This is a genomic window from Micromonospora sp. HNM0581 (assembly GCF_012726175.1).
Classification (GTDB): Bacteria; Actinomycetota; Actinomycetes; order Mycobacteriales; family Micromonosporaceae; genus Micromonospora.
The window spans coordinates 95,605-107,775 of the sequence record NZ_JAASAD010000016.1 but is presented as its reverse complement, the minus strand read 5'-3'; the positions used below and the strand labels follow the sequence as shown (position 1 = coordinate 107,775).

Below are 12,171 nucleotides of genomic sequence, written 5' to 3'. Positions count from 1 at the left end.
CGGCGGTCATGGCGGAGGGGAAACGCCCGGTCTCATTCCGAACCCGGAAGCTAAGCCCTCCAGCGCCGATGGTACTGCACCCGGGAGGGTGTGGGAGAGTAGGACACCGCCGGACATTCTTTCCGTTCAGGGCCACCCGCATGGGTGGCCCTGAACGCGTTCCCGAACAGTCCCCCAACCACCCAGCGATACCTGCTCGGCTACCGGCGTGCCACCCGCGACATGGTGATGAAGAGGCCGAGGGCCCGCGGACACCGGACAACGCGCCGGCGAAGGGAACCCGGCTTCGAGGCGTACCACACGGAACGGCCCCACCGGCGCGAAGCTGGCGGGGCCGTGGTCAAGCTGTCGGCCGACGGGCGTCAGGCGGGTTCCTCGGCGCAGATGAAGCGTGGTTCCGCACTGTAGGTCCAACTGAACTTCTCCCGCTTGACGACCTTGCCGTCCTTCTTGATGACCCGGAACGCATCCTGGGTGAAGCCCTGGCTGCCGTTGGCGGCGATACAGGTCGGTCCCGGTTCGAGGTAGACGGTCTCCGGCGAGGTGAAGTTCCGCCTGGGACCGTACTCGGTCTTTACGCTGTCCCAGATCTTCGTGCTCCACATCGACACGGTCACCGAGCTGCCGGTGTACGACGTGTCGATCAGGACGCCGTACTCGGTGTTGTTGCGGAACTTGAAGTCGAGGTCGGGCCAGAAGATGGTCGACTCGATGACCGCCGGATAACGGCTGAAATAGTACGAGTGCGGCTTGTGTTCGACGTCTTCCAAGCCGGCGTAGTAGGAAGCGTTGAAAAGGGTCGTCGTGAACTGCGACGTACCGCCGCCCACGCCCGGTACCAGTTTGCCGTCGAGAATCACCGGCGCGTCACGGTACCCCTGCGCGTAGCCACGTTCACCGGTGTGACCGTTCAGTGAGAACGTCTCCCCGGGCAGCAGCACCGTGCCCTTCACGTCGTTGGCGATAGTCACGATGTTCTGGCTGCGTGGCGAGGAAAGCCCACCGGTGAAGTTGGTGGTGAAGGACGAAACCTTCTCCTTGATGCCGAGACCGCTGAGCTTCTCCGCGGTGATTTCGGGCTGCACCAGCTTCAGGCCGGCGGAGACCGTACGGCCCTCGCCGAGAGGCAAGACGGTGAGCAGATCGGCGCCGAGGCTGCTGCTGTCGACCTGCTTGCCGGTCCGGCCGGCGACCACCTTCGGCTTACCGCCGGAAACTGTCATCGTGGCGTCCTTCGGGGCCACCTCGACGGCGTCGAGCTTGCTACCGAGCGCAGCCTTCAGCTTCTTGACGTCCACGGTGGGTGTGAGCCTGCCGGCCTCGTCAGCGTTGAAAACGAGACCTTTGGCGATGGCCTGCGGCGGGATGGTGACCGAACCACCGTCGGTGGTGAGCTCGACCGGAGCCGCCACGGCCGGCTCGGCCAACTCGGCGACGAGCCGGTCGACTTCCTCGGAGGTGGTGACCGGATGGTTCTCCACAAGCGGAACGGTCACCGCCTGCCCGCTCAACCAGCCCTGCTTGACGGCCTCGGCGGAATGCTCCGAATCGATGGTGAGGCTGGGCTTCGGGTACCGCACCTTCGGTTCGGTGCCGGAGAAGGTGATCGCCGGCATGGTCATCTTCCGGCCCTGGTCGCCCATGAGTTCCTTCAACGCCGCCTCAAGCTTCGGCACGTCCACCGACACGACCGGCTCAACCTCCCGCGATCCGACCAGACGGTCCACGGCGTGGGCGTCGGTGGCTGCGGCGGCGGCCACGGTGGCGTCCACGTCGACGGTCAACCCCACCTCCGCCGGGATGATCTCCGCGGTCCGCTCGCCCACCCGTACCTCGACAGGTGCCTGAAGCTCGGCCGCCCGGCGGTCGAGCTGTGCCCGCAACTCCCGGGCCGCGTCCGTCCGGCTGCGCCCACCGAGCTCGGTGCCGAGCACGCTGGTGCCGCGCGGCACGTCACCGGCGTACGCCCAGACGGCCACCCCACCTACCGAGCCGAGCACCGCAGTGGCCACGCCGGCCGCGAGCAGGAGCCGGAACCGGCGGGACCGGGGCCGGTCTCCATCCGGCGGGACAGGCGCCGGACGCACCGGCTCCTCGATGGGCCAGGTGACCGCAGCCACCTGAACCGTGGGCCGGTCGTCGGCCGGCGGTGGATGTTCTTCGCCGTACAGCGTCACAACTACCTCTTCGCGACATACCGTATGCGGAGCGAGGGGATCCTACTCCGGAAGAGAACTACGGTAGCCAACGCGCTGACCGACCGGGAGTCTGCATTCCACTGCTCCCGGAAGAACGCGAATCATCCGAATCGTGGCGTTCCCGCCGGCCCGCCACGGGCAGACTCCCGCGAAGTTGTGGCGGACGTCAGAGTCGGGCCAGGGCCCGGCGGAGTGGATCGAGACCGAGCGCACCGAGGTCGAGCGCCTGGCGGTGGAACTCCCGCAGGTCGAAGTCCGCGCCCTTGCGGGCCTTCGCGTCCTCCCGCGCCTGAAGCCAGATTCGCTCGCCCACCTTGTACGACGGGGCCTGCCCCGGCCAGCCCAGGTAGCGGTTGAGTTCGAAGCGCAGCATCTCGTCCGGCACCCGACAGTGCGCCCGCAGGAACTCCCAACCCAGCTCCGGTGTCCAGCGCGCACCCGGATGGAAGTCGAACGGGTTGTCCTTCGGAATTTCCAGCTCCAGGTGCATGCCGATGTCGACGATCACGCGAGCCGCCCGTAGCGCCTGACCGTCGAGCATGCCGAGTCGGTTGCCGGGGTCGTCCAGGTAGCCGAGTTCCTCCATCAGCCGCTCCGCGTACAACGCCCAGCCCTCGCCGTGCCCGGAGACCCAACAGAGCAGCCGCTGCCAGCGGTTGAGCAACTCGGCCCGGACGGCGGTCTGGCCGATCTGAAGGTGATGCCCGGGGACCCCCTCGTGGTAGACGGTGGTCACCTCCCGCCAGGTGGAGAAGTCCGTGAGCCCCTGTGGCACCGCCCACCACATTCGACCCGGGCGGGCGAAGTCCTCACTCGGGCCGGTGTAGTAGATGGAGCCGTCACTGGTCGGCGCGATCATGCACTCGATCCGCCGGACCTGCTCGGGGATGTCGAAGTGAGTGCCGTTGAGGTCGGTGATCGCCTGGTCAGCCAGCTGCTGCATCCAGTCGCGGAACGCGTCACGGCCCCGGACCGTGCGTGCTGGGTCGGCGTCCAGGGCTGCCACTGCCTCGTCGACGGTCGCGCCCGGACCGACGATCTGCGCGGCCACCGTCCGCATGTCGGCCTCCAGCCGGGCCAGCTCTGCGAACCCCCAGGCGTACGTCTCGTCGAGGTCGATCCGGGCACCGAGGAAGTACTGGGAGGCCAGCTCGTAGCGCTCACGACCGGCGGCCTGCTTCTCCCGCCCGCGCGGGGCCAACTCGGTACGCAGGAACTGGCCGAACTCGGCGGTCGCTGCGGTGGCCGCCGCCGCACCGCGACGCAGCCCGGCACCGAGGGTGCTCTCCTCGCCCAGCCGCTCTACCAGCCCGTGGAAGACGTTGTCGCCGTCGGGATCGACCCAGACGTCACACTGCTTGGCCACCTCGATCAGCTGGGCACGCGCGCTGACCCGACCGGCGGCCGCGGCCTCGCGCAACGTGGTCTTGTACTGCTCCAACGCGTGCGGGAAGAGGTTCAGGCGGGCGGCCAGGTTGGCCCGCGCCTGCTCCCCGTCGGTGGGCATCAGATCGAGGACCATCCGGATCTCGTGCAGCCCGCTGGTGATGACGCTCACCTCGCTGGTGGTCTCGCCGGCGACGTACAGGTCCAGCTCCAGCCCGAGGCGTTCCTGCATCGCCTCCCGCGCGGTCCGCTCGGCTTCCGTCTCCGGTTCGATCGTGTCGAGCGCGGCCAGAGTCCGTCGGGCAAGCTCGGCGCGGGCGGCGTACCCGTCCGGAGACAGGTCGTCGAACGTGTCGTCATGGCCGGCGATGCCGACGGCGGTGGCGCCGGTGGGGCTCAGTGCGGCCCACTCGGCGACGTAGCGGTCGGCCAGTTCGTCGATTCTTCCCACGCTGCGCACCCTACGCGAGGCGGGCGTGGAGGTGGTGCCGCCGAGCGGTCAGGGCAGCAGGTCGGCCGGATCTGCCGGCCGACGCTGCACCACTGTCGGTGGTTCTGTGGCGCGTGACACGACGACCGAAAACCGCAGGACAAAGTCGTACCCCGGGAGCAGAGTGTCAGGGGTGACACGCGAGATCGCCCCTGACCTTCCGGCGCTGCGGAGCTGGCTGCCCGGCTTCGTCGCGCTGGCCGCGATCTGGGGTTCCAGCTTCCTCTTCATCAAGGTGGGGGTGACCGAGCTGCACCCGCTGCACCTCACCCTCTACCGGGTCGGCTTCGGCGCGTTGACCCTGCTAGGGGTGCTGGCCGTGCTGCGTGACCGGCTGCCCCGTGACCCGCGGGTCTGGGGGCACCTGACGGTGATCGCCGCCTTCGGGGTGGCGCTGCCGTTCACCCTGTTCGGCTACGGCGAGCAGCGGGTCGAGTCGATGCTCGCCGGCATCTGGAACGCGACCACGCCACTTGTCGTGCTGCCGCTGGCCGTGCTGGTGTTCCGCACCGAGCGGCTGACCGCACGCGGCGCCCTCGGGCTCGCGCTCGGCTTCACCGGGGTCCTGGTGGTGCTCGGTGTGTGGCAGGGCGTCGGCGGTGCGCATTTCGTCGGTCAGCTGATGTGCTTCGGTGCCGCCGCCTGCTACGGCCTGGCCATCCCGTACCAGAAGAAGTTCGTCGCCGGCAGCACCCTGTCCGGGTTGTCCCTGTCGGCGGCTCAGCTGGTCGTCGCGGTAGGGCAGCTCGCGATCGTGTCGCCGATGGTGGCCGGTGCGCCGCCGCTGCCGACCGCGCTGTCCCCGCGGGTACTCGCGGCGGTGCTGGTGCTGGGCGCGCTCGGCACCGGGCTCGCCTTCGTGATCCACCTGCGGAACATCCGGATCGTGGGCGCGAGCACCGCCTCCACCGTGACGTACCTGGTTCCGGTGTTCGCGGTGCTGATCGGCGCGGTCGTGCTCGACGAGCGACTGACCTGGCATCAGCCGGCCGGCGCGCTCATCGTGCTGCTCGGCGTCGCCGTCTCACAGGGCCTGGTCGGCCGGCGGCGTCGCCGGGTGGCGCAGGGTGCGGGCACCCCGACGGCACCCGTCGTCGAACCCGTCACCCGTTGACCGGTCGCGGGCGGGCCTGAACCCCGCCGGGTGTCCTCAGGCGCGGGTCCAGGCGACCAGTTCCTCGGCTCTCCACGTGTTGACCACCCGATCAGCGGGGACGCCGCACCGGGCGGCGCGCTCACAGCCGAAGCGCTGCCAGTCCAACTGACCTGGAGCGTGCGCGTCGGTGTTGATGGCGAACCGGCAACCGGCCTCCAACGCCCGCCGGATCAGCCGTTTCGGTGGATCCTGCCGCTCCGGACGTGAGTTGATCTCCACGGCGGTGTCGTTCGCCACGCAGGCGGCGAAGACCGCGTCGGCGTCGAAGTCACTTTCGGCCCGGGTCCGGGCGCGGTGCCCCCGGTCGCCCGGCCCGGTCACCCCGACCGGCCGGGAGGAGACCATCCGGCCCGTGCAGTGGCCGAGGATGTCCAGGTGCGGATTGGCGACGGCGGCCAGCATCCGGCGGGTCATCTTCGCCCGGTCGTCGTTGAGGCCGCTGTGTACCGAACCGACCACCACGTCCAGTCGGGCCAGCAGGTCCTCGTCCTGGTCCAGCGAACCGTCGGCGAGGATGTCGACCTCGATGCCGGTGAGGACACGGAACCCCTCCGGCAGCGCCTCGTTGAGCCGCGCCACATGGTCGAGCTGGCGGCGGAGCCGGTCGGCGGTCAGCCCCCGGGCCACCTTCAGCCGGGGCGAGTGATCGGTCAGCACCAGATACTCGTGGCCCAACTCGACGGCGGCCAGCGCCATCTCCTCGATCGGGGACCCACCGTCGGACCAGTCCGAGTGGGTGTGGCAGTCGCCGCGCAGGGCGGTACGCAGGGCGGTGGCCTCGGCATCCAGGTCGCTGCCCTCGGTGGCCACCAGCCGGCGCAGGTAGACCGGCTCCTCCCCGGCCAGCGACTCGGCCACGCAACGGGCGGTGACGTCGCCGACCCCGGCCAGCTCGGTGAGCCTGCCGGCCCGGACCCGCTCGCCCACCTCCTCAGCCGGAAGCTCGGCCAGCGTCCTGGCCGCCGAGCGGAAGGCGCGTACCCGGTAGGTGGCCTCGTTCGCCCGCTCCAGCAGGAAGGCGATCCGCCGCAGGTCGGCGATGGGATCCCGGACGCTCATGTCGCCACTCCGCAGCGCTGCGTGCCGACCCGAGGCACCGGCGCGCTGCGCTGATGGTTCGCTCGCTGGCGCTCGCTCATGATGTGCAACCTACGCGTCCGCGCTGCCGGTCGCGGTGCGACCGGCGGCGCGAGGTGGATCATGGTGTGGTGTGCGCCCGTACGCGCCGCCGTCACCACTGGCGAATGCGCCGTGAGCGGAGGCCCAGTCGTGCCCCGCGTAGATGTCGAAGTCGCGCAGGTACGGCAAGCGGGTGTCCGGAGCGGTCGTAGTTGTTCGCGTCCGGGATGAGCAGGTCCCGGCGCCGACCGGCGCGGCCTGCGCGGCGAAGCTGGCGATGACAGCCAGCCCACCGAGGACCAGGGTCGCAGCGGCGGTGGCGGCCAGGACCCGGTGGTGGGGGCGGCGTGGGACGGGAGGTCGCATCTTTTTCCAACGCGTGCCGGTTCGGCCGCGCCGATCGGCGCACGCTTCGTCGATGGCGAGAGTTCGAGAAAGGTGAGAAAGCGAGCACCGGCACGAGCAGCAACACGGCGTACGCCGGCCGAGGGCCGATCGTCAGCGGAACCATCCGGTCACCCCGACAGACTCGGTACGGTGACAGTCGCAGCGTCCGCGCGAGTGGAGGAGTGGGTGCCGGTGTTGCCGTACAACCCGTCGGGTCTCTTCCCCACCGGGCGACCGCCACGCCCCAGCTACCGCGAGCCGAACCCGGTCGGTGGTGTCGGAGTCACCGTTGGGGCGGTCTGCACCCTCGCCTGGCTCGTCCTCTTCGGCCTGCTCGGCGGCAGTCTCGTCGGGTACGTCTGGTGGACTCTGTTTGCCGGCGCCCTCGCCTGGCTCGTGGCCGTGGGTCTGGTCAGACACGGCGATCGGGGAGTGGCGGCCGGTATCGCGATCGTCACTGCCGGAGGGTGGAGCATCGCCGCCGCCGCGGTCGCCACCCGCTGGTTGAGCAGTGGCGACTGGCCGTTGTGGTGAACCCTGTCGACAGCGACTGCGGTGCGTCGTCGCGCCGACACTGAAACCCATCTTGACTAGGTCGCCGCGACTCGGCACGCTCCCGGTATGGCCTGGACCACTCCGCGGCTGGATCCCGATCGCAGCCGCCGCCGCCTCCAGCTTCTGGCACAGTTGGCGGACGCGCGCGCGGTACGCGAACGGGAACGGCCACAGCGGGCCCGTACCGCACAACTCCGCCAACTGATCGCCATTCGCCGACGCCCCGCCGGCTGAGCGGTTCGGAAGATCCTTCCCCAGGAATGACCGGCCCTTCGGGGCGTTGACCGGTCGCCTGCCGACACGACCGGCTAACGTGCACGCGTAACGGATCGGCGAATGCTGTGCCGAGGCAACTTGGGGGAGAACGTGTCGTACTTCGCTGCGGCCGTCGTGCGCGAGAAGGGCGGCTGGACAGCCGCGGAACTGAGTCTGCGGGGTACCGCCGACGTCGACGAGGTCGCCGAGCGGCTCCGCGATATCGCCCCGGACGCGGACCTGTCACTGCTCTTCGTGGAGGCGGACGACACCTACCTGGTCATCCTGCGTCTTGACGAGGGCGAAAACCTGCGGGTCTTCGGCTCCGACTCGGCGTACGCGGAGGAGTCCCGGCTGGGCGCACTGCTGGTCGGTGACCTGAAAACGTCGGTGACCGGGCTCGACGACACCGAGGAGGCGCGTCCGACTGTCACGACCGGCGACGACGACAACGAGCAACCCGCCGTCGACCCGGAGGCGGACCCGGTGGGCGAGGCGGACCTCCTTACCGACCTGGGCATACCCGCACAGCGGCTACTCGCCCTCTGCGCCCACGGAGGCATGATGCCGGCCGATGTCACCGTCGAGATCTGCCAGGTGCTCGGCTGCGTCGACGACGTCGAGGAGCTGCGCGAGGCATGAGCCCGCCGACGTGAACGACCCGGCCGGTACGGGCCGGCGGCAGCGGCACGAGCTCTGGATGCGCCGTGCCCTCGAAGTCGCGGTGACCGGGGACGTCGCGCCTTCGGGCGGTGTAGCGGCCGGCCCGGCGGCGGCTGGCGATGCCGTCGAGGCCGAGCCCGGCCAATCCGGCGACGTGCCGGTAGGCGCGGTGCTCTACGGGCCGGACGGCCGTGAGCTGGCGGTCGGCCGAAACGAACGCGAGCTGACCGGCGACCCGACCGCGCACGCCGAGGTGCTCGCGCTACGCCGAGCCGCCCAGCGGCTGGGCCGGTGGCGGCTGGACGGCTGCACCCTGGTGGTGACCCTCGAACCCTGCACGATGTGTGCCGGAGCGCTGGTGCTGGCCCGGGTCACGACGGTGGTCTTCGGCGCCTGGGAACCCAAGACCGGTGCCGCCGGCTCGCTTTGGGACGTGCTGCGCGACCGCCGGCTCAACCACCGGCCCGAGGTGTACGGCGGCGTCCTCGAAACCGAAAACGCCGCCGTCCTGCGCGCCTTCTTCCGCTGACGGCGTCCGCTCCCGGCCCGCGGCCCCGCCCGAGGCCCGAGGGGTCAGGCGGTGATCGTTTCCAGGGCGATCTCGACCATCTGGCTGAAGGTCTGCTCCCGCTCCTGGGAGGTGGTCTTCTCACCGGTCTTGATGTGGTCGCTCACCGTCAACAGGGTCAGAGCGCGAACCCTGAACCGGGCCGCGATTGTGTACAGCGCCGCCGACTCCATCTCCACCGCCAGCACGCCGTACTCCGCGAGGCTGTCGTAAAGGTCCGGCCGGTCGGTGTAGAAGGCGTCGGCGGCCAGGATGGGCCCGACCCGCATCGCGATGCCGCGTCGCTCGGCCACCTCCACCGAGGTACGCAGCAGCCCGAAATCGGCGACCGGGGCGTAGTCGATCAGCCCGTCGAAACGCATCCGGTTCATGTTCGAGTCGGTCGACGACCCGATCGCCGCAACCACGTCGCGCAACTGGAGTTCCTCGGTGAGCGCGCCGCACGAGCCGACCCGGATCAGTGACTTAACACCGTACTCGTTGACCAACTCGTGAGCGTAGATCGACGCCGACGGCATGCCCATGCCGGAACCCTGCACGGAAACCTCGACGCCGCTCCAACGGCCGGTGAAGCCCAGCATGCCCCGCACCGTCGAGTAGCAGCTCGCGCCCTCAAGGTAGGTCTCCGCGATCCACTTGGCCCGTAGCGGGTCGCCCGGCATCAGGACCCGCTCGGCGATCTCGCCCGGCTTCGCGCCGATGTGCGTACTCATGGCGTTGATCCTGCCAGGCCGGCCTGGCAGGGACCGGTTCGGTGTCCTAGCCTGCCGTCCTGTACCCTCGTCGGCGGTGGCGTGTCCGAGCGGCCTAAGGAGCACGCCTCGAAAGCGTGTGAGGGTTTACGCCCTCCGAGGGTTCAAATCCCTCCGCCACCGCTCGTGAACAGCGAGAACGCCCGGCAGGTCTGCGAGGACCCGCCGGGCGTTCGGCCTACGTCAGGCGCTCGGCTCGCGGTGGGTGAGCCGGTAGGAGGCATCGACACCGTCGGCCTCGAGGAACACCGTCAGCGGACCATCCGGCAGGTGGCAGGTGACTGTTCGGTTCACCGACTGCGACGTCGGACCGCAGTATCGGACCCCGGCCTCGGTGAAGACCGACAGACTGGCGTCACCGCTGCCGGCGGTGCGCTGCCAGGTGAAACTCTCCCGGGCTCCATGCTGGTCCGCGGGGACGGTGAAGCAGGCTACGAAGTCATCCGGGCCGGCGTCGAAGGTGGCACCGACGTCTCCGCGGGGCAACTCCGGGCAGGAAGACGATCCGTCGACCCGGCTGAACGCCACTGAGTACGCTCCGCCGGCTGTGTTCTCCGGGCTGACCAGGACGGCGTAGAAGGGTGCGGTGCCGGTGAGTTCGCAGCTGTACTGGTACAGCGAGTTGTAGTCGCAGAGATACGCCCCGGTAGCGTCGACGATGGTGATCTCGGGTCGGGCCGCACCGGTCGCGTCGCCCGGTGCCCACCGAACGATCCGCGCCCCGGCCGGGCTGGGCAGTTCGACGCAGTCGACCTCGCCCGGCGCGGTGAAGCTGTCCCGGAACGGTTCGATGGAGGGGCCGTCGTCGGCTGCCGTCGCACAGTTCGACGGCGCGACAGGCAACACGCTGACGGTGTACAGGTGATCATTGTCGATCACCTTGTTTACCTCCGGACCGTTCAGGACCAGGGTGTACCGGCCTGCGGCAGGGAACTGGCAATGCTGCCAGGAGCAGACCCGGAGACCGGAGGCGTCGTAGATGGTGGGGTACTGCCGGTAGTTGTTGGCGTTCACCGCCCGGACTTGGTAGGTGCCGGCCGCCGGAATATCGAGAACCCGGCAGCGGATGCCGGCGAGCCCGGCCTCCGGGGCGGTGCCGTAACTGCCGGGCGTGACCGTGGGGCAACCACTTGGGTCGTCCAACGCTCGGATCTGCAACCGGTACGTCAACTCGGTGGTGCCTGAATCCCAGCCCGACAGGTAGGAGATCACGCGGTACGTGCCGTCGTTGGGCAGCACGCACCCGTCCTCCTCTGACCACTCGGTGCACAGGACAGTGCCCTGCTCATCGACCAGCCACGTGGAGAGCTGGTTCCAGCGATCCGGTGCGCCGTACACGATGATCCGGTCACCGGCCTCCGCCGTGAACGGCTGGCAGTTGGTCTGCACCGGTGACGTCTGGCTCACCACCACGGCCGGTGGGTCCCAGGCGGTGCCGGTGAGCGGGGCGCAACCGTCGCTGCCGTTCAGGCTAGTCACCGCCGCCTGGTAGACGACCGGATCCCAGTTATTGTTGCGGGCGATCAGTGTGTACGAGCCAGCCTGCGGTAGGGCGCAGGAGCGGGCGTTTTCGTACTGGCTACAAACCTGTTGCCCGTCGACGTCGTACAGATACCAGTAAAATCGTTGGGCCGCGAAACCGTCGAAGCGGATGGCGACGGTGCCAGGTGCGGCGGCGGTCAGCGCCTGGCAGCCGATCTCGGAGGCCGGTATGGTTCCGCTGCCGCCAGACGGACCGGGGTCACCGAAGCCAGTCAGCGGCAGGGTGGGGCAGCCGAACGCGTGTGATATGCGCGGCATCCTGAGGTTGTAGGGCGCTTCGTTGCCGTACGTCTCCTCAAGGAACAGTCGATACGGGCCGGGGCCAGTGAGCGTGCAATTCTGGGCGTAGCGGACGTTGCATCCCGCCGGCTGATTTTCCGCGTCACGGACGCTGCCCTGCACGTCGTCGGTGCCGCTCGGGTCGGCTAGGTGCAGGACGGTGCCGGTCGGCTGGTCGAAGGTGAAGCACCGGGCCGCCAACCCGGCCCGGAGGGTGCCGCTGACGCCCGGCGAGGCGAAGGAGAAGAACCTCTCCGGCAGCGTCTTGCAGGCGGACGGGGCCTTCGTCGACTCGAACGACAGCAGGTAGCTGCTGGTGCCCGTGCCGTAATAGATGTACACGGTCGCCGTGTAACGCCCGGCCGGGCCGAGTTGACACTCCGTCGAGTAGCTGCTCAGGAAGCAGACCTGGCTGCCGCCCGGATCGGTGACCTGCGCCTGGACAATTTCTCCCGACAACTGGGTCAGCCGGCCGATGAGCACGTCGGAGTCGACGGTTGTGGTCACCGTGAACTGATGCTGTTGTTGGTCGACGATGGTGGAACAGGAAGCGACCCGCCCGAGTGCGAGCCTGCCACCGCACTGGTCGGCGGCAGCCTCCGTCAGCTTGACGGGGCGTGCCTCGACTTCGGGTGCTGCGGGTGTGTCCGGCGCTACCGGGATGGCCGGTGCGGCGGTTGCGGCTGGGTGGACGGCGCCGGCCGGATTGGACACACTGGTGGCGGCCGTGGGATCCGCGACTGCGGGCGCTCCGACGCCGACGGTCGCGGCGACGGTCAGAGTCACCAACGCGCTGCGGATGAGGACGGGTCTTCTCGTTT

At 69.4% G+C, this 12,171-nt stretch carries 11 protein-coding genes, 1 tRNA gene and 1 rRNA gene; 7 read left to right on the top strand and 6 right to left on the bottom strand.

The genetic code is table 11. From position 1 onward, the window contains the following. Positions 1–115, top strand: a 5S ribosomal RNA gene (rrf, locus tag HCA58_RS18660); the annotation flags it as partial. A 247-nt stretch (positions 116–362) separates the two neighbouring features. Here rrf and HCA58_RS18655 read toward each other — a convergent pair. Next, positions 363–2,177 carry a VanW family protein gene (locus tag HCA58_RS18655; RefSeq protein WP_169599120.1) on the bottom strand — a complete coding sequence of 605 codons (1,815 nt, stop codon included), beginning with the start codon at positions 2,175–2,177 and terminating at the stop codon, positions 363–365. 187 nt (positions 2,178–2,364) lie between these two features. Beyond that, positions 2,365–4,035 carry a DUF885 domain-containing protein gene (locus HCA58_RS18650; protein ID WP_169599119.1) on the bottom strand — a complete coding sequence of 557 codons (1,671 nt, stop codon included), beginning with the start codon at positions 4,033–4,035 and terminating at the stop codon, positions 2,365–2,367. A 172-nt stretch (positions 4,036–4,207) separates the two neighbouring features. Between HCA58_RS18650 and HCA58_RS18645 the strand changes: the two genes are divergently transcribed. After that, complete coding sequence (locus tag HCA58_RS18645) at positions 4,208–5,188, top strand: DMT family transporter (protein ID WP_169599118.1); 981 nt, start codon at positions 4,208–4,210, stop codon at positions 5,186–5,188. A gap of 36 nt (positions 5,189–5,224) precedes the next feature. On the opposite strand, the gene HCA58_RS18640 is transcribed toward HCA58_RS18645, so the two are convergent. Both HCA58_RS18640 and HCA58_RS18635 read right to left on the bottom strand, forming a co-directional pair. Beyond that, positions 5,225–6,289 (bottom strand): PHP domain-containing protein, encoded by a 1,065-nt coding sequence (locus tag HCA58_RS18640; RefSeq protein WP_169599117.1) that lies wholly within the window; start codon positions 6,287–6,289, stop codon positions 5,225–5,227. Positions 6,290–6,379: 90 nt separating this feature from the next. Beyond that, on the bottom strand, positions 6,380–6,715 hold the full coding sequence (locus HCA58_RS18635; RefSeq protein WP_169599040.1) for a hypothetical protein: 336 nt from the start codon (positions 6,713–6,715) through the stop codon (positions 6,380–6,382). Between the two features lie 171 nt (positions 6,716–6,886). Between HCA58_RS18635 and HCA58_RS18630 the strand changes: the two genes are divergently transcribed. The 4 genes from HCA58_RS18630 (at position 6,887) to HCA58_RS18615 (ending at position 8,738) form a co-directional block, all read left to right on the top strand. Next, positions 6,887–7,270, top strand: coding sequence for a hypothetical protein (locus HCA58_RS18630; protein ID WP_346776038.1), 384 nt, complete (start codon positions 6,887–6,889; stop codon positions 7,268–7,270). 87 nt (positions 7,271–7,357) lie between these two features. Continuing rightward, positions 7,358–7,525 carry a hypothetical protein gene (locus HCA58_RS18625; protein ID WP_169599116.1) on the top strand — a complete coding sequence of 56 codons (168 nt, stop codon included), beginning with the start codon at positions 7,358–7,360 and terminating at the stop codon, positions 7,523–7,525. Between the two features lie 132 nt (positions 7,526–7,657). Beyond that, a complete protein-coding gene (locus tag HCA58_RS18620; RefSeq protein ID WP_169599130.1) occupies positions 7,658–8,188 on the top strand; it encodes a tRNA adenosine deaminase-associated protein in 531 nt (176 codons plus the stop codon). Positions 8,189–8,246: 58 nt separating this feature from the next. Continuing rightward, positions 8,247–8,738: a nucleoside deaminase gene (locus HCA58_RS18615; protein WP_240956481.1), complete on the top strand. Its 492-nt coding sequence runs from the start codon at positions 8,247–8,249 to the stop codon at positions 8,736–8,738. Between the two features lie 44 nt (positions 8,739–8,782). On the opposite strand, the gene deoD is transcribed toward HCA58_RS18615, so the two are convergent. Then, positions 8,783–9,490 (bottom strand): purine-nucleoside phosphorylase, encoded by a 708-nt coding sequence (gene deoD / locus HCA58_RS18610; RefSeq protein ID WP_169599114.1) that lies wholly within the window; start codon positions 9,488–9,490, stop codon positions 8,783–8,785. A gap of 75 nt (positions 9,491–9,565) precedes the next feature. Between deoD and HCA58_RS18605 the strand changes: the two genes are divergently transcribed. After that, positions 9,566–9,652, top strand: a tRNA-Ser gene (locus HCA58_RS18605). Between the two features lie 60 nt (positions 9,653–9,712). Here HCA58_RS18605 and HCA58_RS18600 read toward each other — a convergent pair. Continuing rightward, positions 9,713–12,136 (bottom strand): hypothetical protein, encoded by a 2,424-nt coding sequence (locus HCA58_RS18600; RefSeq protein WP_169599113.1) that lies wholly within the window; start codon positions 12,134–12,136, stop codon positions 9,713–9,715. Between the last annotated feature and the right edge of the window lie 35 nt (positions 12,137–12,171).

Excerpts from the sequence above, each read along its gene's own strand:
- HCA58_RS18640 (WP_169599117.1), bottom strand. The coding sequence starts at position 6,289 with ATGAGCGTCCGGGATCCCATCGCCGACCTGCGGCGGATCGCCTTCCTG.
- HCA58_RS18635 (WP_169599040.1), bottom strand. The coding sequence starts at position 6,715 with ATGCGACCTCCCGTCCCACGCCGCCCCCACCACCGGGTCCTGGCCGCC.
- HCA58_RS18625 (WP_169599116.1), top strand. The coding sequence starts at position 7,358 with ATGGCCTGGACCACTCCGCGGCTGGATCCCGATCGCAGCCGCCGCCGC.
- HCA58_RS18615 (WP_240956481.1), top strand. The coding sequence starts at position 8,247 with ATGCGCCGTGCCCTCGAAGTCGCGGTGACCGGGGACGTCGCGCCTTCG.
- deoD (WP_169599114.1), bottom strand. The coding sequence starts at position 9,490 with ATGAGTACGCACATCGGCGCGAAGCCGGGCGAGATCGCCGAGCGGGTC.